Origin of the sequence: Capnocytophaga sp. (genome assembly GCF_030532915.1) — a bacterium.
In the GTDB taxonomy this organism is placed as follows: Bacteria; Bacteroidota; Bacteroidia; order Flavobacteriales; family Flavobacteriaceae; genus Capnocytophaga.
Genome location: NZ_JAUNKD010000031.1, coordinates 1 through 22,208, shown reverse-complemented (window position 1 = coordinate 22,208; position 22,208 = coordinate 1). Strand labels below are relative to the sequence as shown.

Sequence of the window (22,208 nt, the reverse complement as noted above, 5' to 3'; positions counted from 1 at the left end):
AACAATGAACAAGAAACGTAATTATTAATTGTTATTTATTCATTGAAAAACTGTTCATTGAAAAAGGCGAAACCCGAAAAGCCTGTAACAGAGTAGGGATTTTACCAATTTAATTTTATAGAAAAATGAAGAAAATTTTAGTAATGGCAACCTTGATAATCGGTTTTATCGGTTGCAGTAAAGATGACAACTCACAAACCAATGCCGAACTGGTAGGCACTTGGAGAATTGTTGATGGCGAAGTAAACGGAAAGCGCACCTCGCAAAACCCTAATTTAACTTATGAAGACCAACAAGCCAGAGATTGTGCAGGGCGTTCAACGTTCAAATTTTTAGCCAACGGTGATTTTAGAGGTGAGTTTTATATACCGCAAATGGAACTTGAATACACCAATGGCGGATATAAATTTACATACAAACGTTGTAACAAAGCCCTTGATTTAAATGATTTGGCTAGTGAAGGAAGCATAAAATACAAGGTGCAAAACAATAAAATAATTATGTATGGCAAGGGTAATGACGGAAGTTCGGGCGAAATAACACTTTTTCACATTGAAAGCCTTTCGGGAAAAACCTTGAAGGTTTCGTATTCCGAAGAAATGAAAAAGGAAATACGTTCGGTTTACCAGCGAGGGAAACAAATTTTGCAACAATATAATTTGGATACTCCCGAAAATATAAACGTTATCCTTAACGGATTCACTATAATGGAAAAACAATAGGTGTCTTTAAAATATTTTTTAACTTTTAAATTTAACAGTAATGAAGAAATTTTTAACAATGGCGACGGTTATCGTTGCAAGTATTTTCACAGCACAGGCGCAAGAAATTAAATTTGGCGCAAGAGCAGGAGTAAACTTTTCAACAGTCTCAGACAAAGAATCAGCATATGATGAATATAGTTCACTCAATGCAGAAGTTGAAACAGGATTTAAAACAGGATTTCATATAGGAGCTTTTGCTGAATTTGGGCTTTCTGACCGTTTTTTTATTGAAGCAGGTTTGGCATATTCACAACAAGGCGCCACGTTGAAATCAGTTAAAGGAGAAGTAAAAAATTCCAGAGGGACGACCACTCGGATAATAAACAGAACCTTTGATAATGATTCGCACTTAACGTTTGGGCTTATCAATTTACCTGTTTGGGTAAAATACGACATTGAAGGTTTTCGCCCCAAAATAGGAATGAATTTTGGATACTTGACATTTGCCAAATCAAAAATAGATGGGGAAACATATTCAGAAGATGTCAACAAAAAATTCGATTTTGGTTTGGGTATCGGAGCAGAATACAACCTGCCTATGGGGCTATTCTTTGATGCCAATTTTAATTTCGGATTAACCAATTTGGCACAGAGTGAAGGAAAAATAATCAAAAATCGTGTTATTCAAATAGGTGTAGGATATAAATTTTAAAATTATTAATCAAGATAACTAAACAATTGTACACAAAAAAGACACCTTGATATCAATTGTTTAGTTATCATTTTTCAAAAAAAATAAGCATAATGAATATGAAATATATAGTTGTTTTTTTAATGAGTCTTATAGGTTTTTCAGCCTATTCACAAGATGTAATCACCACTAAAAAAGGTGAAGATATTCAAGCCAAAGTACTTGAAATTACATTAAACGAAATCAAATACAAAAAATTTGACAATCCTAATAGTCCGGTTTATACATTGTTGAAATCAGACGTGTTACTTATCCGCTATGAAAATGGTTCAAAAGATATTTTTAATAACGAAACTCCCATAACGGAAAATAAGGCAGGTAATGGAGACAATACTCCTAAAAATAGAATTACAATCATAGATAAAACCCACTTTTTAAACGGCAAACGCATTTCAGGAAGTGAAATGAAAAGCATTTTGTATCAGGATCAAGAAGCGAGGGCTATCTATAAAAAGTCACAGGGGTTTCGCACCGGTGAGATAGTATGTGGTGTAGTAGGTTGTCTTTTTGCTACTGTGGGGCTTGTTGCAGTTATTGCAGATCCTCAATCGAATACTTGGTTGTATGCCGATGCTGCCGCGGTAGGTTTTCTTGTGCCATCATTTATATTTAGAGGATTGGCAAATAAACAAAAAGCACAAGCTATCGAAAAATACAACAGCAATCAAGATAAGAAAGTAACAATTAATCCTATCATTGGGAAAAATAGTATAGGAGTGGTTGTTAGATTTTAATTAAACAGGCATAACCCGAAAAGCCTAAAAAGAGTAGGGAAAAATTTTAATTTTTAAAATGATGAAGAAAATAACATTATTATTATTCTACATAATTGGAATGGTATTATTAACAGGCTGTAAAAAAGACGAAGAAAATTCAGGAGAAAATTTTGTAATATACAAAACTATTGATGAGGTTAAAAAATCAGGAAGAGAGTTTGTTTTGCAAGTGGATGCAGATTTCTATTCGGAATTTAGATTAAATGGGTCTAAAATAGATGTTAGTGATAATATTTTCATTGCTGTTAAAAAAGGAATTAAATATACTTTTAAATTTAAAGCCACAGATGTCAATGTCATCTGGTATAGAATGAAATATGATTCATACGGAGGCTATAATGAGATGTATCGTAATCTTTATTTAGCTAAATGTGTTTATACACATAAAATCACTAAAAATAATAGTATAAATAGAGAATACATAAGTGAAGGAGAGGGATATTTTACTATTACGGATAATCATGAAGTATGGTAACACTTCACAATCTGTAAGTTGGAAGAATACCAAACAATAAAAATGATATTTATTATTTTTTTAAGAATATTTTCTTTACCACAAGATAAATATTTCACCCACAAAAAAAATCCCGAGACAAAAACTCGGGATTTTTTTATTAGAATTACTTAAACTCTTTTTCGTGTCGTTTACGCTCATTTTCATCGAGGTAAATTTTACGAAGGCGTAAGTTTTTAGGTGTAACTTCCACGTATTCATCTTTTTGGATATATTCCAAGGCTTCTTCCAATGAAAATTTAATGGCGGGTGCAATACGCATTTTATCGTCCGCTCCGGCTGAACGTATGTTGGTGAGTTTCTTGGTTTTTGTCACGTTTACCACCATATCGTCGCTGCGGGTATTTTCACCGATAACCTGCCCCGTGTAAATTTCCTCACCCGGATTGATGAAAAACTTTCCTCTATCTTGCAGTTTATCAAGTGAATACGGAATAGCAGTTCCCTTTTCCATTGAAATTAACGAACCACTGATGCGTCCGGCAATTTCACCCTTAAATGGCTGATATTCCAAAAAGCGGTGATTCATAATGGCTTCTCCGGCTGTGGCTGTAAGCAGCTGATTTCGAAGACCTATAATGCCTCGTGAAGGAATCGTAAACTTGATAATCATTCGCTCGCCTTTGGGTTCCATACTGAGCATTTCGCCCTTGCGCACGGTTACCATTTCAACGGCTTTTCCGCTGACATTCTCCGGAAGGTCAATGGTCAATTCCTCAATGGGTTCGCATTTTACGCCGTCAACTTCTTTTATAATCACCTGTGGCTGACCGATTTGCAATTCGTATCCTTCCCGACGCATCGTTTCGATAAGCACCGATAAGTGAAGCACCCCGCGCCCGAAAACCATAAATTTGTCGGCACTGTCGGTCGGCTCCACCCGAAGCGCAAGATTTTTCTCCAATTCCTTCTCCAAACGCTCTTTAATGTGGCGTGACGTAACAAATTTTCCGTCTTTTCCGAAGAAAGGGGAATCGTTGATAGTGAACAACATACTCATCGTTGGTTCATCAATGGCGATGGTTGGCAAAGCCTCAGGATTTTCAAAATCGGCAATGGTATCCCCGATGTCAAAACCTTCCAATCCGGCAATGGCACAGATGTCGCCCGCTTGCACTTCATCGATTTTTTTGCGTCCTAATCCGTCAAAGGTATGAAGCTCCTTAATCTTTGATTTTGAAATAGTTCCGTCTCGTTTTACCAATGAAACGTTCATTCCGCTTTTCAGTATGCCACGTTGCAAACGCCCGATGGCAATCCGTCCCGTAAAAGAAGAATAATCCAATGAAGTGATGAGCATTTGCGTGTTTCCTTCCACAATTTTCGGTGACGGAATATGCTCGATAACCATATCCAAAAGTGGCGCAATAGAGTCCGTTGGTTGTTTCCAATCAGTTGACATCCAGTTGTTTTTGGCAGAACCATACACGGTCGGGAAATCCAACTGCCATTCTTCGGCACCGAGTTCAAACATCAAGTCAAAAACCGCTTCGTGCACCTCGTCGGGCGTGCAGTTTTCTTTATCCACCTTATTCACCACCACAATGGGTTTGAGTTTCATTTCGATGGCTTTTTGCAATACGAAACGGGTTTGTGGCATCGGTCCTTCAAAGGCATCGACCAAAAGCAAAACCCCGTCCGCCATATTGAGTACACGTTCCACCTCACCACCAAAATCGGCGTGCCCGGGCGTGTCTATAATATTGATTTTCGTTCCTTTATAATTTACGGAAACGTTTTTGGAAAGAATAGTAATGCCCCGTTCACGCTCAATGTCGTTATTATCCAAAATCAGTTCTCCTGATTCTTGATTTTCTCTAAACAACGCACAATGGTGCAAAATTTTGTCCACCAACGTGGTTTTTCCGTGGTCAACGTGGGCAATAATGGCTATATTTTTGATAGCTGTCATAAAATGTATTTAAAATTTAGGGCACAAAGATAAAATTAAATTTAAAAGTAAACTTTTTTACAAAATTAACATTGCGTCTCCGTAGGAATAAAATTTATATTTTTCAGCAACTGCTTCCTTGTAGGCACGCATCACTAAATCGTGTCCACCAAAAGCTGACACCATCATCAGTAAGGTAGATTTCGGGGTATGGAAATTTGTAATCATAGCATTGGCAACGCTAAAATCATAGGGCGGGAAAATAAATTTATTAGTCCAACCCGCAAACGGATTTACGGTATTTTCCGATGAAACCGAACTTTCCATAGCGCGCATTACGGTAGTTCCTATGGCGCAGACTTTATTTTTACCCAATTTCGCTTTATTGATAATTTCGGCTTGGTCTTCCGGAATGATGATTTCCTCACTGTCCATTTTGTGTTTTGACAGGTCTTCCACTTCCACCGGACTAAAAGTTCCCAGCCCGACGTGCAAGGTTATTTCTGCAAAATTAATTCCTTTAATTTCAAGGCGTTTCATCAAATGTTTTGAAAAATGCAATCCGGCAGTAGGCGCTGCAACCGCTCCTTCGTGTTTGGCATAAATGGTTTGGTAACGCTCTTCGTCTTCGGGTTCTACGGCGCGTGAAATATACTTCGGAAGCGGTGTTTGCCCCAATTCGGTTAATTTATCACGAAATTCTTCGTACGAACCGTCATACAAAAAGCGCAAAGTTCTGCCGCGTGAAGTGGTGTTGTCTATAACTTCGGCAACCAAACTATCATCTTTGCCGAAATACAATTTATTACCGATGCGTATCTTTCGGGCAGGATCAACCAACACGTCCCAAAGGCGTTGTTCGGCACTGAGTTCACGAAGCAAAAAAACCTCAATTTTGGCTTTGGTTTTTTCTTTATTTCCGTGTAAACGAGCCGGAAACACTTTGGTGTTGTTTAACACAAACACATCACCATCATCAAAATAATCAATTACATCTTTGAATAATCGATGCTCAATTTGCCCTGTTTTTCGGTGCAAAACCATCAAACGAGCTTCATCGCGGTTTTCGCTTGGATATTCGGCTAATAATTCTTTCGGAAGTTCGAAATTGAAGTTGGATAATTTCATCATCTTTAATATAAATATTCTGTAAAAGGGTGCAAATATACGGCATTGACATAGGCATTGTCAAGCAAATCAACGATTTATTTTAATTTTAAATAATGAATACTTATAAATCAGATACATAGCTGAAATAAACACAACCTAAATCAACTAAAAATAACCAAAAAGTAAATGTAGTTTACTGAAAATAAAATAAGTGGATATGTTTTTGTATTACAGAAGAAATTTATCAAAAAAGTCGGGGTGACTGGACTCGAACCAGCGACCACACGCACCCCATACGTGTACGCTACCAACTGCGCCACACCCCGATTTTTGAGGGTGCAAAGATAAACATTTTTTTTGAAAAACGAACTTTTTAAAAACTTTTTTTCATTTGAAAAGAATTTATTTTTCTTCGTTTGCACACAACAATAAAAAGTCATACATTTGCGAGGATTAATAAACAAAAATTAAAATGACAAACATTCAACAACTTACCGATTTAACAATACAAGTACGCAGAGATATCTTGCGAATGGTTCACAAAGTAAATTCAGGGCACCCCGGCGGGTCGCTCGGTTGTGCCGAGTTCTTAGTATGCCTTTACAACGAACTGATGAACAACAACCCTGAATTTGTGATGGACGGCACCAATGAAGACCTTTTCTTCCTCTCGAACGGACATATTTCCCCCGTGTTTTACAGCGTATTGGCACGGCGTGGCTACTTCCCCGTAAGTGAGCTGAATACGTTCCGGTTGTTGAACTCCCGATTGCAAGGGCACCCCACTCCGCACGAAGGATTGGAGGGCGTACGTATCGCTTCGGGTTCTCTCGGGCAGGGGCTGTCGGTCGCTATCGGGGCGGCACTTACCAAAAAGCTCAATAACGACCCGCATTTGGTCTATACACTTCACGGAGACGGCGAATTGCAAGAAGGACAAATCTGGGAAGCAGCGATGTACGCCGGCGGAAAAGCAGTTGATAATCTGATAGCTACCATTGACTACAACAAAAAACAAATCGACGGAAGCACCGATAACGTACTGCCGTTGGGCGACCTAAATGCCAAATTCAAAGCCTTCGGTTGGGAAGTTTTGGAAATTAAAAACGGAAACAACATTGCCGATATATTAAAAGGTATGCAAACCGCCAAATCGCTTACCGGCAAAGGAAAACCCGTATGCGTATTGCTGCATACCGAAATGGGCAACGGCGTAGATTTTATGATGGGAACGCACGCGTGGCACGGCAAAGCCCCGAACGACGAGCAACTTGCCAAAGCACTGGCTCAAAACCCCGAAACATTGGGTGATTACTAATCTTAACACATTTTCAACTATGAAGAAGTTACTCTTTATTATAGGTATCGGTTTTACTACCTTGCTTTCGGCTCAGCAGAAGCCCGAAAACTTAACCTTTACTCACAAATTGACTTACGAATTAGGGCAAGAACAAAAAGAAATCCCCGGAACAGTGATTGCAAAGCTGCTTACACTATATGTTGCCGACAAATCAATGATTCTGGAAACCAATAATGCAACTTTTTTGTTTAAAGACGGAAACCTGTCTTCGGTTGTATTGGGAGCATTTGACAATCAAGTTCACTTTTTGCCACAAAGCGGTTTTGAACCCGGCTTGTTGGGATTCAAACTAACAACCCAAGCAGGGCAAATTTCTACCAAGAACCAATGTACGTGGTATAAATTACAACTATTTGAAACAAATCAGGAAGATGACCTAATAGATATTTGTCAAATCTGTGTCGATACCCAAAACAAGAAGGACAATACTTCGATAATTGCTCCGCACAACGTCAAAGGCTTGATAAAAGAAATACAACTCATCGGAGTGGATTATAACTGGACGCTCGTAAAAGAGGAATCCATCAACAAAACCTTTTTGTATGACGTAGAAGCCATTAAAACTCAAAAACAGGCATATGACAAACAGCTAGAAGAACGCTATGGTTACCAACCCGGTGACAGCATTGAGGTTGACCCTCCACAAACCATTGATATGCCATACCACAACGAGGCTCATACACAAGACCCGCTTTATTATCCTGATTTTAGAGTAGTAGACAAAGACCTTCCTTATAATATATCATATTACGCTGAGGGTATTCATAGTATAGCTAATGACAAGATTTACAATTTGAAGGATTACGGAGGGAAAGAGCTTGACCGAAAGCAATTAATTGTATTTTTAAAATCACAATACAAAAGTTCGGTTAAAAATTTGGTAAAAGCTAAAATGATTACCAAAAACGAAGGCAAAGAATTAGACAAACTATTTAAACAACTCATTGACAAGGCTGAAAAATTTGACCCTGCAAACATTCCGCCTCATAAAGACCCGCCTCAATACATCAATGATATAGCAGAGCCTACCGATGATGCAATAAAACAACTATCTGAAACCTTGAAATACGTCTCTATGTATAAAAATATGGAGATTGAAGAACATCCGCCGCTTCTTTTGAATGATTATCAAGGAGATGAAACAACACTAAGCCGAATTCCGAGTATGTGTACCAAGTATGAAGATAAAATTCCGGCATTTGAGAACCCGAAATTAACATTGTATATGAGAGATTACGTAGGGCAGTTATGCGATTTGTATCTATCAACTCACATTTACTTGGTTGACGTACGAAGCACAGTTGATAGTCTTCGCAAAAGCTGGTTGGAGATTGAAAAACTACGCCCTACACTTTCAAAACAAGACACGGAGCAATTAGCAGTGTTTTTACAAAGTTTGGATTAGCAAAAAGAGTAAATGCAAACGATTTGAATTTTCACAAATCAACAAAAAGGATTCATATTATAAATTGTAAAATTTTCAAATCGATAATTCGTTATCAAAATAAAAAATAGTATCTTTGCAATTCATCATTTGAATACCAAATTAACAAATAGTAATATTACAACATAATAATTGAATTGCAAACAATGAATCAAAACTATTCAATTCAGAAACAAAGTAACAAAAAGTTAATTCGCAAAACAAAAACATACTGTCAGAAGTTCAGAAAGCAAGTTGTAAAACTGCTTTTAATCGTCTGACAGATTAAATTCAAAATAAAATATTTAATTTAAAACAACAAGAAATGGCAAAATCAAAATTAACAAAGTTAGATGTCTATCAGCTTCACAAAGCTGAATTTGGGCAATTTATAAGTCGATTCTTAGAAGATTTTGAGCGAACCGACTTAGATATAGAAACTGATGCGGACTTCAAAGTGTTATTTGAAGCCTTGCAGACTCAAATCCCTGTGTATAGTAAGGCATTGGAACAAATCGATGTTCAGGAAGAGTCTAATAAAATAGCTCGGTTAGATAAAGTGCGTGCAGCTGATATGCAAGCAGTGCGTGACTGTATCAAACCTTATCGAAATTCAAAGATAGAAGCTCGGAAGGAAGCTTACAATGCACTGAAAATTGTGTTAGACCAGTACAAGAACGTAAGCCGTGAGGTTTATGAAGAAGAAACCAAGAAGATTAATGTATTGGTTTCAACCTTGCGAACTGAAAAATACACGCCGTATATTAATCTATTAAAAATACGGGAGTTTATTGATGAACTAGATACTTCCAATAAGGAATTTGATGCTCTTTTTTCACATCGGTCGCACCAAATCCTTAAAAAAGGAAACCTAAACGCTAAGGATATACGTAAGCAACTCACGGATAATTATCGAAAACTGTGTAATTATATTGTTACGCTGGCTGATATTAAGCAAGATTCATTCTATAAAGAAGTACTAGAGGTTATCAACAACAGTCGCAAGTACTATGCAGATGTGCTTGCCATTCGTGCGGGTAAAAAAACAAAAAAAGATATAATGCAACCTACTTTTAAGAGTGAATAAGTAGGAATTGTAAATATACAAAGTAACACCAAAAACCTTTGTCAAAGTTCCAAACTTTGACAAAGGTACATACGTAAACTCAGCTAAGTGTTTCTACTATTTCGAAGTGAAATAGAGAAAGGATAACAAGAAAGACCAATTTTGAAATGACTACTATTTTATTACAACGCTTGAAAGAAGAAAAGCAAGCCAAACAAAAAGGCGGATTATACCACAAAACGCAAATTCATTTGGCTTACAATTCAAATCGGATTGAGGGCAGTAAGTTATCAGAGGCTCAAACACGTTATATTTTTGAGACTCGCACCATTGGTTTTAAAGATGAAGAAGCCATTCCGGTAGATGACATTATTGAAACCTCCAATCACTTTGTTGCGTTTGATTATCTGATGGATAGCATTGACGAAAAATTATCTGATGTGCTGATAAAGAAGTTTCACAGCATTCTGAAAGCAGGTACCTCTGATAGTTTTAAAGATTGGTTTACCATAGGTGATTGGAAAAAATATGCCAATGAAGTAGGCGGACAACCAACAACACCTCCCGATGAGATTTCAAAAGAAATCAACCTATTGCATAAATGGTATAATGCATTATCGGAAGTTTCCTTTGACGACATCATTACCTACCATCACCGATTTGAAAAGATACATCCCTTTCAAGACGGTAACGGACGTGTAGGCAGATTAATACTATTCAGAGAATGTTTACGAAATGGCATAGTTCCGTTTATTATAGACCATAATCATAAGCAGTTTTATTACAGAGGATTACAGGAATTTCCTACCATTAAGGAATATTTACGGGATACGTGTTTGTCAGCCCAAGATGAGTACCGAAATTGGGTAGTTTACTTTTATGGAAATATTATTTGAGAGCCAAAATTAAAATTGACATTTCCCTATTCCCTTCAAAGGAGGATTTGTAGTGAATTGTAAACATACAGATTAACACTAAAAACCTTTGTCAAAGTTCCAAACTTTGACAAAGGTACATACACAAACCCAACCAAGTGTTTTCACTTATTTAAAATAATATAAAGAAAAATTAATAACAGTAAATAATAAAGAAATGAAAAAATTAGTACAATTAGCAGTAATTAGCATTATTACGATGAGTCTTTCTTGTTCAAAAAAAGAGGACAGTAAAACAGATGACACACAATTGCTTAGCTGGGAAATGGAAGGAGAACATTTTTCCGCAAAAGGTGGCTATGCATTTAAAAGAGACAATACAATTGCTGTATATATAACACCTCAACCGAGTGATTGTGCTTCAAAAGTTTATGAATTGCAAAACTATTTGTCGGTAGACATACCCGTAGATGGCATTTCGGATAATTATAATGTTGTGTTTAAAAATAAAAATAAATTAATGAATGCTTTTAGAAGCAAAGTAAAACATCAATACAACGACAAGGAGGTTACCATTTGGGTTGAAGCAAGCACAGTTACAGGTGAGAAAGCCAACGGCAAATTCACTGTTCCGTATTGTAAATAATTGCAAAGAAATGTTTTATTTGTAAAACAGCAGCCCTACACCAAAAACCTTTGTCAAAGTTTTGAACTTTGACAAAGGTACATACGTAAACGCAACCGAGTGTCCGTACTCCTTCGGAACGAGATTGGGAGCGGAATTTAGGGGTTAACATCCCCCTACCCCCTTCAAAGGGGGATTTAGGGAGAACTGTAAACATACAGATTAACACCAAAAACCTTTGTCAAAGTTCCAAACTTTGACAAAGGTACATATACAAACCCAACCGAGTGTCCCCTCTCCTTGGGAGAGGGATAGGGTGAGGAACTTATAATTTGATAAAAAACATATCGATATAAAAAATGAAAGTATCAAAATTAGCACAGCACCTGATAGGTTCTGAAATCGTGAAGATTGGCAATGAGGTAAACGACCTGAAAGCCAAAGGTGAAAAAATCACCAACTTAACCATCGGCGATTTGGATTCCAACATTTATCCGATTCCGCAGTTGTTAAAAGACGGAATCCGACAGGCTTACGCCGATAATCTGACTAACTACCCGCCGGCAAGCGGTATTCTTCCCCTGCGGGAAAACATCAGTAAAGACATTGAACAACGTTACGGTTTGCAGTATACCGCCAAAGACATACTTGTTTCAGGAGGGTCGCGTCCGTTAATTTACGCCACGTTCAAAACCATTGTTGATGAGGGCGATAAGGTTATCTATCCCGTGCCTTCGTGGAACAACAACCATTATGCGTATTTAAACTCGGCACAAAAGATAGAAATTGAAGTAAAACCCGAGAACAACTTCCTGCCTACGGCTTCCGAGTTGGAACCGCACTTGAAAGATGCCGTGTTGTTGGCACTCTGTTCGCCTTTGAACCCTACCGGCACGATGTTTTCCGAGCAGCAGCTGAAAGACATTTGTGAGCTTATCGTGGCGGAAAATCAGCGACGAGGTTCAGACAGGAAACCCCTCTATTTGATGTACGACCAGATTTACGCAATGCTTACTTTCGGTGAAAAACACTTCAATCCGGTGAGTTTAGTCCCTGCGATGAAGGATTACACCATATTTATTGACGGGTCGTCAAAGTGTTTTGCGGCGACGGGCGTTCGTGTAGGTTGGGCGTTTGGCGTATCGGAAGTGATTGCCAAAATGGCTGCCTTGCTGACACACGTGGGGGCTTGGGCTCCAAAGCCAGAACAGCAGGCGATGGCTCACTTCTTAACGCAAACAACGGAGGTTGATGCGTTTGTAAATGACTTTAAAGGAAAAATACAACACAGTTTGGAAACGTTACACAGCGGCATTCAGGCGTTGAAACAAAAAGGTTATTCGGTGGATAGCATCCGTCCGATGGGGGCTCTGTATCTGACTATTAAGATTGACTACATCGGGAAAACCACTCCGACCGGCGACCTCCTTATCGATTCCACCGATTTGGTGTTCTATCTGATAAAAGAAGCCGGAATGGCACTGGTTCCGTTCTCCGCTTTCGGCAATTCACGTCAGATACCTTGGTTCAGAGCTTCTGCGGGTGGGTGTTCGTTGCAAGATATTAAAGATGTGCTTCCGAGATTGGAAAAAGCATTGTCAGACTTAAAATAAAATAATCAATCGGGAGTTTGTAAAAAGATAATCTCCCGATTGAATCTATTTTTTGCGAAATAATAGTTTTTCAAATTCATAATCAGAAAAAGTTTTTGTAGATTGTAAAGTTACAATATTTTATTTGAAACTATTTTTAGCGTATTGTAAAACTATAAATCACCATTTGAGGTTGTTTTTTAAAGATTGTAAAACATATTCTTATCATTTGAAAGGATTTTTTAAGAGTAGTAAAACTTGAACAACTAAATATAATTAAAAATTGACAAATCATTAAACAATAATATGAAAGAAATACAAAAATATCACGATAGTATTATAGCGGTTTGTAAAAAACACAAGGTGAGTACGTTGTATGCATTTGGTTCGGTGGTGGGTGATGATTTTTCTCTGCAGTCGAGCGATATTGATTTATTGGTGGAATTTCAGCCGATTGATTTGCTTGATTATGCCAATAATTATTTTGACTTATTATTTGTATTACAAGGTATTTTTAACAGAAAAGTGGATTTAGTTACGGAAAAATCATTGAAAAACCCTTATTTTATAGAAGAAATCAATAAAACAAAACAACTTATTTATGCCAAAGCAGGTTAAAAAATAGCTTTATGATATACTTTTTATTAGTAATGAAGTCGGATTTTAATTTGCTAATGTGCAAACCAACAATTTTAAAACTTTTTAGTAAATCGTAATAAAACAATCATACAATAATTTATAAAAGGAAGAAGTAGAAATAGTAATAATTAACGAATAGACAGAAAAAATGAAATACACAGACACAGGAAAGAAAGATACCCGTAGCGGTTTTGGAGCAGGATTGGCTGAGCTTGGCAGAATCAATCCGAATGTTGTAGCGCTTTGTGCCGACCTGATAGGTTCGCTCAAAATGGAGAAATTCATCGAAGAAAACCCCGAGCGGTTCTTCCAAATCGGAATTGCGGAAGCCAATATGATGGGCATCGCTGCCGGACTGACCATCGGCGGAAAGATTCCCTTCACCGGAACGTTTGCTGCCTTCTCAACAGGACGCGTCTATGACCAAATCCGCCAATCTATCGCCTATTCAGGTAAAAACGTAAAGATTTGTGCCTCACACGCCGGACTGACACTCGGCGAGGACGGAGCAACGCACCAAATTCTGGAAGACATTGGCTTGATGAAGATGTTACCCGGTATGGTGGTGATAAATCCGTGTGACTATAACCAAACCAAGGCGGCAACCTTAGCCATTGCGGATTATCAGGGACCGGTTTACTTGCGTTTTGGTCGTCCTGCGGTGGCGAATTTCACACCCGAGAACCAAAAATTCGAGATTGGGAAAGGGATACTCCTTAATGAGGGCTCTGACGTAACGATTGTAGCCACGGGGCATTTGGTTTGGGAGGCTCTTTTGGCAGCTGACGAATTGCAATCCGCAGGAATTTCCGCCGAAGTGATAAACATACACACTATCAAGCCGTTAGACGAGGAAATCATCTTAAAGTCGGTTCGCAAAACGGAGGCAATCATCACTTGTGAGGAGCATAACTATTACGGAGGCTTGGGCGAGAGCGTTGCCCGCGTGCTGACGCAAAACCACCCTACGCCACAGGAGTTTGTTGCCGTAAATGACACTTTTGGCGAATCGGGAACACCTTCCGATCTGATGAAAAAGTATGGATTGAACAAAGATGCCATCGTAAAAGCCACACATAAAGTTTTAAAACGGAAGTAATTACACCCAATTTATGCTCAGCAATAAACCTTTATCAAATTTAGAAAATCATTTTGGTAAAGGTTTTTTTATTTTGACTATTCTGAATGTTTTCTTTTTTATACTTTTTTTTCAGATTTTCAAATTAAAATCAGTATATTTGCTGTTCTTTTTGATCATATTCGTTTGTTATGAATTCATTACAGTTACTTCGATGGGCATTTGCTTATTTTTTGATAACGGTTTTGGCGGGTTTTTTGTTGCGATTGGCGCTGGTGTATCCGTCTTTTTTTGAATATCGACACCTGACCCATACGCACTCACACATAGCAATGCTGGGCTGGGGCTACACGATTTTGACGGCATTTATAAATCATTCGTTTATAAAAGAAGATATTTTACTTAAAAAGTACAAAATTTTAGGTGTTTTCACGCAACTGACCATCATTGGAATGTTATGTAGTTTTCCTTTTCAGGGATACGGTTGGATGTCAATTACTTTTTCATCATTTTTTCTATTATCTACATATATTTACTGTTTTTTTGTGCTGAAAAACACGAAAACGGAAGCAAAAAAAGAAATTTCCTACGATTTTCTAAAAATCAGTCTATTTTTTTTAGTTTTTTCCGGTATCGGTATTTGGCTTTTGCCCGTATCCATTGCTTTATACGGAAAAAATAGTGCGCAATACAATGCTGCTATCTATTTTTTCTTACATTTTCAATATAACGGCTTTATTTTATCGGTTTTGGCTGCTTTTTTTCTGAAATATATCGAAAAAAAATCCCTGTTTCTTGAAAATAGCCGAAAAATTCTCACATTTGCTTATTTTTTAGCGATTTTAGGAAGTGTTTGCCTCTCGTGGACGGAACTTTTTAACGGAAATATTGTTTTATACCTCATCGGAGGCGGTTCTGTGTTATTGCTTTTATACCTTTGGGGGGAATTAATGCGGATTTATTTCACCATAAAAGAGAAAAAAGACACCTTTTTGAGTGTTTTTTTGATTTTATTCTTCATAAAAACGCTTTTCTTAGGGCTATCGGCGATTCCTTCATTGGCAAAACAACTGTTTTTCAATATGGATTTAGTTATTGCATATTTGCATTTTACTTTTTTAGGCGTGATGTTTGTCGGAATTTGCTTCGTTTTAAAAACATTTTTCGGAATTTACTTCCCAAAATGGGTACTTTTCAGCTATTTTTTAGCTTTTTTGATAACCGAGGCCCTTATCGGCTACAAGGGATTGGCAATTTGGTTTAATTTACCCTTCTTCGGGTCGTATTTTAAATGGTTGGCAGCAGCAAGCGGATTATTTTTGGTTTCCGCCGGTGCTTTTTTCTATATCATTGTCAAAACGAAGGCATTGCCCAACAGAAAAGCAAATTCTGTTAATCCGTAATAATTTAGTATCTTTGCCCAACGTAAAAATTAATTAACAATCAAGTTTTTAATGAAACAAAATAGCGTACTCGCCCTATTTTCAGGACTTTTATTAGCCACAGCTTGGCCTACTTATGGCTTTGCGCTGGTGATTTTTGTGGCATTTGTTCCGTTGTTATTTGCCGAAAAACACATACGCACCAATTATAAACATACCAAACGAAAAGTTTTTGCGGTTGCTTATGCCTCATTTTTGATTTGGAACGTAATTACCACGTGGTGGATATGGCATTCTACCAAAGGCGGTGCCGTATTTGCCATTTTAGCGAATACGTTTTTAATGACTACTACTTTCTTGTTGTATCACATTGTGGCAAAGCGCCTTCCGCAGAAAATAGCATTTGTTTTTTTGGTGGTGATATGGCTTTCGTTTGAAAAATTTCACCTGACGTGGGATGTTTCGTGGCCTTGGCTCAATCTGGGGAATGTTTTTTCTGAATCGCCGACGTGGGTGCAATGGTATGAATTTACGGGAGCATTTGGCGGAAGCCTCTGGGTTTGGTTGGTAAATATCATTCTGTTTGTGCAAGCCAATATATATTTTCAAACCAAAAACCGAAAACTATTGGCAAACGGAGTGGGAATCGGGTTGCTTGCGGTGGCTGTTCCTTTGGTGATTTCATATTTTATGTACCACAATTACGAAGAAACAAAAAATCCGATTGAAGTGGTTGTTTTACAGCCGAATATCGACCCGTATCACGAAAAATATGAAATTTCAAATACCGAAACGGCGCGTTTGTTGGCCAATTTGGCGCGTAAAAAACTCAATGAAAACGTTCGTTTTCTCATCACCCCCGAAACCGTTTTTTCAAGCAATGTAAAGTTAAACGGCTTATCTGTTTCGCCCGAAATATCGGAATTACGCCGCTTGCAAACCGATTTTCCCAATCTGAACATCGTTGGCGGAGTTGCTATGATTGATTTTATTTCCGACCCCAAAAAAATCACCGAGCAAAGTAATTACTGGGAGCGACACAATATTTGGTACAATGATTATAATTCCGCTTTTTTGCTTACTCGAAAGCCCGAAATTTCGCTCTATCATAAATCAAAATTGGTTGTCGGGGTGGAAAATTTTCCGTATCAGAGCGTTTTAAAACCCATTCTGGGCGAAACGTTAATTGATTTAGGAGGCACGGTTGCACTGAAAACCACACAACCGCATCGCTCGGTTTTTGCCGGTGAAAACACCGCCGGAAAAGCAGCCCCCGTCATTTGTTACGAATCGATTTACGGCGAATTTGTTACCGATTACGTTACCGAAGGTAATGCCAATTTTTTGGCGATACTCACCAACGATGCGTGGTGGAAAAACACGCAAGGACACAAACAATTGCTCAGTTACGCCCGCCTGCGCGCCATTGAAACCCGCCGAAGTATTGCCCGAAGTGCCAACACCGGAATTTCGGCTTTTATCAACCAACGAGGCGACATTGAAAAAACATTGGCATATGACACTCAAGGAAGCCTCCGAGGAACAGTTAATTTGAATGAAAAACATACTTTTTATGTGCAAACAGGAGATTGTTTAGCCAGAATCGCTTATTTTTTGGCGTTTTTCTTGTTTTTATATGCTATTTCTAAAAAAAGAAGTCGTATTTTTACTGATTAATACATTTTTTTTATCATTAAATATGAAGAAATATTATTTTTATGCTCTTCTTGCATTAATTTTTTGTAATTGTAATCATTTTACACCCAAAAATATGAAAATCAAAATTACCGAAATGAAGCATATCGCCGATTTTCCTAGTGGTTCGGGCATAGGGCAACAAGCCAGAAAATATTATGCCATTGGTGATGACAGTCCGTTTTTGTATGTTTTTGATTCAAATTTTCAGCTGACGGAAAAAATTGATTTGGTAAATCCGAATGATTTTGAGTTCAAAAAAAACAGAATCAAGAAAAAACAAAAACCTGATTTTGAAACGCTTGAATTTATTTCAAAAAACGAATTAGCAATATTTGGCTCGGGGTCAAAATCGCCTCAGCGTGATATATTCATTCGTGTTTTTTTGGACGAAACAGCCAAAATACACTATTACAACCTGACCGAATTTTACAACCATTTAAAACAACTGCCCGAACTTGAAAATGCCGAATTAAACATCGAAGCTACCGCTTTTGCCGATGGTTTTTTGTACCTCTTCAATCGTGCTAACAACCTGATTATGCGATTTAATTATGACGCGTTTACTGCCTATCTCACAAACGGAAAAATCCCTGAGGTAGAAGTCAAACGCATTGAACTTCCACAAGAAAAAAATGTACAAATCGGTTTTTCGGGGGCTACTGCCATTGATGTAAAAACGATACTTTTTACGGCTTCGGCAGAGGCTTCTGATGACGCCTATAATGACGGTGAAATTATCGGAAGTTGGGTTGGTGAATTGGATATTTCTGATTTTAAATATAGTACGGTGAAACGTTACGGTATAATTCCTTCTGCTGACAAACCTTTAAAAGTGGAATCAGTTGCATTATGTCCGTCAGCTGAAACCGATACTGTTAAGGTTGTTTTTATTACCGATGACGACAACGGAAACACTGAAATTATCAGTGCTTTTTACAAAAGATACTAACCAGTTTATCAAAGTTTTAAAATAAAAAATCCTCGAAGCAATTCGAGGATTTTTTTACTTAAAAACTATTTTATTTATGACCAAAAGGACATTCCATTTTTTTGTGAGCTACGGGACCTAAGTTCAATGCAGGGTGGTCGTATTTCAAGACCTCTTCCATTGTAAGTCCGAGAGCATCAGCCACACCTTTTGCATAAGCCGGGTCGGCGTGGTAACAGTTGCGGATATGTCGCACTTGAATGAATTTCTGAGCTCCGCCAATGGCTCTCGCCGTATTCTCAAACAAGGCTTTTTTCTGCTCGTCGTTCATTAATTGGAACAATTTACGCGGCTGTGTGAAGTAGTCGTCATCGTCCTCACGGAAGTCGTAATTGTACGCATCTCCGTTGAGTGCCAATGGCGGCTCTTGGAACTGTTTTTGCTCTTGCCAAACTCCGAAACTATTGGGTTCATAGTGTTTTGTAGAACCATAGTTGCCGTCCACACGCATTGCTCCGTCGCGGTGATAACCTGAAACAGGACATTTTGGAGCGTTCACAGGAATTTGATTGTGGTTTACGCCTAAACGGTAGCGGTGCGTATCGCCGTATGAGAACAAACGACCTTGCAACATTCTGTCAGGTGAAAATCCGATTCCGGGAACTACATTGGCAGGACTGAAAGCCGATTGCTCCACTTCCGCAAAGTAGTTTTCAGGGTTTCTGTTCAATTCAAATTCTCCCACAGGGATTAGCGGAAAATCTTTTTTATACCAAACTTTGGTTAAATCAAATGGATTGTATTCCAATTTGTTAGCTTGTTCTTCGGTCATAATCTGTACGAACATTTTCCATTTTGGGAAGTTTCCGTTTTCGATGGCTTCGTACAAATCTTTTTGGTGCGATTCTCTGTCCATTCCCACCAATTTTGCAGCTTCTTCATCGGTTAGGTTTTCGATGCCTTGTTGCGAAACGAGGTGGAATTTCACCCAGTGGCGAACGCCTTCCGCATTGATAAACGAGAAAGTGTGGCTACCAAATCCGTGCATTGTGCGGTACGATTTCGGAATTCCGCGGTCGCTCATCACGATAGTTACTTGGTGAAGCGCCTCAGGAAGCAACGTCCAGAAATCCCAGTTATTGTCAGCAGAACGCATATTGGTTCGCGGGTCGCGTTTTACGGCGTGGTTCAAATCAGGGAATTTAAGCGGGTCGCGAAGGAAGAACACAGGCGTGTTGTTTCCTACCAAATCCCAGTTTCCTTCATCGGTGTAGAATTTCATTGCAAAACCGCGGATATCACGCTCCGCATCAGCCGCTCCACGCTCTCCGGCAACGGTTGAAAAACGAACGAACATCGGCGTTTCTTTCCCGATTTCGGCAAAGATAGACGCTTTTGTATATTTGGTAATGTCGTGTGTTACTTTGAAAGTTCCGTAAGCTCCCGAACCTTTGGCGTGCATCACACGCTCCGGAATCACTTGACGGTCAAAGTGAGCTAATTTCTCTAAAAACCACACGTCTTGCAAAAGAGCCGGACCTCTTTTACCTGCGGTCATTGTGTCTTGATTGTTGGCAACGGGCGCTCCGTTGGCGTTTGTTAGTTTGTTATGGTTCATTATGTTTCTTTTTAGAATTTTATGGGGCAAAGGTAGGCAAAAAATGAGTTAAAAAAGGATTTTAGTGATGATATTTTCTATATTAGTATAAATAAAATTGATACAGGGATTTTGTCATAAATTAAAACCACATAGCAACATAGGATAAGTTCTATATTGTTATATGGTTTTGACTATGATACCCTATAAATTATCTGAATAACCAGTTGCAGACTTTTTATTTAAGGCTTGGCTTGTAAAGAAATGCCCTTAGTTTGCAATTCACTCCAACCTGCTGCGGCTTGGTAAGCATTTAAACTACTTGCCGGTACGTAAACGATTTTTACCCCAGTGAGAGTATTATTATGAGTATCAACATATTGATTAAAGAAAAGCCCTCTATAATTTTCCATTTGTGGGGGCGTGGTTGCCTCTAACGTAACGGTAGTTAAACCACTATTCTGAAAAGCTCCTTTTTCAATGGTGGTTATACTTGCTGGAATTGTAAGAGTTGTAAGCATTGGACAGTTAGAGAATGTACCGCTGTAATCTCCTCCTTTAATAATGGTCATTTGATTAGAAAGCGTTACCGAGGTTAATTTTTCACAACCATAAAAAGCTCCCCCTCCTAATTCAGTTACGCTATTAGGAATTACAATAGATGTTAATCCTGAGTGAATAAAAGCATAATCTCCAGTGTAGGTTACACTATTGGGTATATGCACAGCATTCAAAGAACTACATCCTGCGAAAGTAGATTTTTCTATACGAGTAATCCCATTAGGTAATACGACAGATGCCAAGCCTGTGTTTTCGAAAGCACTTTTTCCAATATATGTAATCCCTTGTGGAATATTGATTTGTGTTAATTTTATGCAGCTATAAAAAGCTCCTTTTTCGATATGCGTGATTTTATCTGTTAGAACAACCTGTGATAGTTTATGGAAATCAGAAAAAACATTAGTTCCAATTTGGGTTACATCTTTCAACTCGGGATAATCATTCATATTTATTGAAGTTACTCCCTGATTAAACCAATGAGTCAGCATAGTGCCGTCTCGGCTGATGATAAAATCAAATTTTGGAGCTACTTGTCCGCCACCATTGTTCAACGAAACACCATTTCCCCAACCTTGGGCGGTTTTAGCTCCGTATAATCTTCCGTTTTGTGTGTCGATATACCAATCGCCTATATTCCCCAAATTGGCGGAGGGGGCGGTTGTTCCGTAAAGAATTTTGTTTCCGTCAGCTCCCGTATTTCCTGTATCACCCTTTTCACCTTGTAATCCTTTTAAAGAAACAGGCGTTCCCCAACCTTGGGCAGTTTTTGCTCCGTATAAATTGGAAGTGGTTCGGTCAAAATAATAGTCGCCCACATTTCCCAGTCCGGCATCAGGAGCTCCGTTACCCGTGATGATGACATTACCATTTTTCCCGTCTTTTCCGTCACGTCCGTCCTTGCCGTCAATACCATCTTTTCCCGCAGGACCTTCTTTGGTACAACTCACTGTGCCCATTGCCAATAGCAGTGCTATGGCGTACATTGCAATTTTTCTCATTTTTCTGTAAAATTAAATTAGTAAAATCCCTACTCTGTTACAGGCTTTTCGGGTTTCGCCTTTTTTCAATGAATAGTTTTTCAATGAACAAATAACAATTAATAATTACGTTTCTTGTTCATTGTTCATTGAAAAATTGTTATTTGTCCATTAGAGGTACTTTTTTCTATCTAAAACACCATTTAAACTATCTTTTAGGTACTTTTAATTATGAAAAAGATAGTAACAACCATCTCTGAGGTACTTTTTACTACCTAAAACACCATTTAAATTACCTTTTAGATACTTTTAATTATGAAAAAGATAGTAACAACCACCTCAGAGGTACTTTTTACCACCTAAAACACCATTTAAACTATCTTTTAGGTACTTTTAATTATGAAAAAGATAGTAACAACCACCTCAGAGGTACTTTTTACCACCTAAAACACCATTTAAACTATCTTTTAGGTACTTTTAATTATGAAAAAGATAGTAACAACCACCTCAGAGGTACTTTTTACCACCTAAAACACCATTTAAACTATCTTTTAGATACTTTTAATGGTAAAAAAGGTAGTATTTATCATCAAAAAATGCACATTGTTTAAGTTGCTAATTCCCATAGTATCAATAATTTATTAATTGTTTTTTTTAATTG

At 38.0% G+C, this 22,208-nt stretch carries 19 protein-coding genes and 1 tRNA gene; 15 read left to right on the top strand and 5 right to left on the bottom strand.

Annotated features, from left to right (window positions below; translation table 11 throughout):
- Positions 1 to 125: 125 nt before the first annotated feature.
- The 4 genes from Q4D72_RS09505 to Q4D72_RS09490 all read left to right on the top strand — a co-directional run bounded on the left by Q4D72_RS09505 (position 126) and on the right by Q4D72_RS09490 (position 2,706).
- Positions 126 to 722: a lipocalin family protein gene (locus Q4D72_RS09505; RefSeq protein ID WP_303077610.1), complete on the top strand. Its 597-nt coding sequence runs from the start codon at positions 126 to 128 to the stop codon at positions 720 to 722.
- Positions 723 to 762: 40 nt separating this feature from the next.
- Positions 763 to 1,416, top strand: coding sequence for a porin family protein (locus Q4D72_RS09500; RefSeq protein ID WP_303077609.1), 654 nt, complete (start codon positions 763 to 765; stop codon positions 1,414 to 1,416).
- Between the two features lie 98 nt (positions 1,417 to 1,514).
- Positions 1,515 to 2,189 carry a hypothetical protein gene (locus tag Q4D72_RS09495; RefSeq protein WP_303077608.1) on the top strand — a complete coding sequence of 225 codons (675 nt, stop codon included), beginning with the start codon at positions 1,515 to 1,517 and terminating at the stop codon, positions 2,187 to 2,189.
- A gap of 58 nt (positions 2,190 to 2,247) precedes the next feature.
- Positions 2,248 to 2,706, top strand: a complete 459-nt coding sequence (locus Q4D72_RS09490) for a hypothetical protein (protein WP_303077607.1) — start codon at positions 2,248 to 2,250, stop codon at positions 2,704 to 2,706.
- A gap of 145 nt (positions 2,707 to 2,851) precedes the next feature.
- Here the strand turns inward: Q4D72_RS09490 and typA are convergent, their stop codons facing one another.
- The 3 genes from typA to Q4D72_RS09475 all read right to left on the bottom strand — a co-directional run bounded on the left by typA (position 2,852) and on the right by Q4D72_RS09475 (position 6,072).
- Entirely contained in the window at positions 2,852 to 4,657 is a 1,806-nt protein-coding gene (typA, locus tag Q4D72_RS09485) for a translational GTPase TypA (RefSeq protein WP_303077606.1), read from the bottom strand.
- A 57-nt stretch (positions 4,658 to 4,714) separates the two neighbouring features.
- A complete protein-coding gene (gene queA / locus Q4D72_RS09480; protein WP_303077611.1) occupies positions 4,715 to 5,764 on the bottom strand; it encodes a tRNA preQ1(34) S-adenosylmethionine ribosyltransferase-isomerase QueA in 1,050 nt (349 codons plus the stop codon).
- 235 nt (positions 5,765 to 5,999) lie between these two features.
- A tRNA-Pro gene (locus Q4D72_RS09475) sits at positions 6,000 to 6,072 on the bottom strand.
- A 146-nt stretch (positions 6,073 to 6,218) separates the two neighbouring features.
- Here Q4D72_RS09475 and Q4D72_RS09470 point away from each other — a divergent pair.
- From Q4D72_RS09470 to Q4D72_RS09420, 11 genes are all read left to right on the top strand, one after another.
- Positions 6,219 to 7,064, top strand: coding sequence for a transketolase (locus tag Q4D72_RS09470; protein ID WP_303077605.1), 846 nt, complete (start codon positions 6,219 to 6,221; stop codon positions 7,062 to 7,064).
- Positions 7,065 to 7,083: 19 nt separating this feature from the next.
- On the top strand, positions 7,084 to 8,511 hold the full coding sequence (locus Q4D72_RS09465) for a hypothetical protein (RefSeq protein WP_303077604.1): 1,428 nt from the start codon (positions 7,084 to 7,086) through the stop codon (positions 8,509 to 8,511).
- A 343-nt stretch (positions 8,512 to 8,854) separates the two neighbouring features.
- Complete coding sequence (locus Q4D72_RS09460) at positions 8,855 to 9,616, top strand: DUF6261 family protein (protein WP_303077603.1); 762 nt, start codon at positions 8,855 to 8,857, stop codon at positions 9,614 to 9,616.
- 146 nt (positions 9,617 to 9,762) lie between these two features.
- Positions 9,763 to 10,491, top strand: coding sequence for a Fic family protein (locus Q4D72_RS09455; protein WP_303077602.1), 729 nt, complete (start codon positions 9,763 to 9,765; stop codon positions 10,489 to 10,491).
- 196 nt (positions 10,492 to 10,687) lie between these two features.
- Positions 10,688 to 11,116 carry a hypothetical protein gene (locus Q4D72_RS09450; RefSeq protein WP_303077601.1) on the top strand — a complete coding sequence of 143 codons (429 nt, stop codon included), beginning with the start codon at positions 10,688 to 10,690 and terminating at the stop codon, positions 11,114 to 11,116.
- A gap of 338 nt (positions 11,117 to 11,454) precedes the next feature.
- The gene (locus Q4D72_RS09445) at positions 11,455 to 12,708 is read left to right on the top strand and encodes a pyridoxal phosphate-dependent aminotransferase (protein WP_303077600.1); all 1,254 of its coding nucleotides are present in this window, start codon (positions 11,455 to 11,457) and stop codon (positions 12,706 to 12,708) included.
- A gap of 285 nt (positions 12,709 to 12,993) precedes the next feature.
- Entirely contained in the window at positions 12,994 to 13,305 is a 312-nt protein-coding gene (locus Q4D72_RS09440; RefSeq protein WP_303077599.1) for a nucleotidyltransferase family protein, read from the top strand.
- Positions 13,306 to 13,474: 169 nt separating this feature from the next.
- Complete coding sequence (locus Q4D72_RS09435) at positions 13,475 to 14,425, top strand: transketolase family protein (protein ID WP_303077598.1); 951 nt, start codon at positions 13,475 to 13,477, stop codon at positions 14,423 to 14,425.
- Positions 14,426 to 14,595: 170 nt separating this feature from the next.
- Entirely contained in the window at positions 14,596 to 15,807 is a 1,212-nt protein-coding gene (locus tag Q4D72_RS09430; RefSeq protein ID WP_303077597.1) for a hypothetical protein, read from the top strand.
- A gap of 51 nt (positions 15,808 to 15,858) precedes the next feature.
- Positions 15,859 to 17,463, top strand: coding sequence for an apolipoprotein N-acyltransferase (gene lnt, locus Q4D72_RS09425; RefSeq protein ID WP_303077596.1), 1,605 nt, complete (start codon positions 15,859 to 15,861; stop codon positions 17,461 to 17,463).
- Positions 17,464 to 17,557: 94 nt separating this feature from the next.
- Positions 17,558 to 18,433, top strand: coding sequence for a hypothetical protein (locus Q4D72_RS09420; protein ID WP_303077595.1), 876 nt, complete (start codon positions 17,558 to 17,560; stop codon positions 18,431 to 18,433).
- Positions 18,434 to 18,503: 70 nt separating this feature from the next.
- Here Q4D72_RS09420 and Q4D72_RS09415 read toward each other — a convergent pair whose 3' ends face one another.
- Complete coding sequence (locus Q4D72_RS09415) at positions 18,504 to 20,030, bottom strand: catalase (RefSeq protein ID WP_303077594.1); 1,527 nt, start codon at positions 20,028 to 20,030, stop codon at positions 18,504 to 18,506.
- Positions 20,031 to 20,251: 221 nt separating this feature from the next.
- Positions 20,252 to 21,568: a leucine-rich repeat protein gene (locus Q4D72_RS09410; RefSeq protein WP_303077593.1), complete on the bottom strand. Its 1,317-nt coding sequence runs from the start codon at positions 21,566 to 21,568 to the stop codon at positions 20,252 to 20,254.
- Positions 21,569 to 22,208 lie beyond the last annotated feature (640 nt).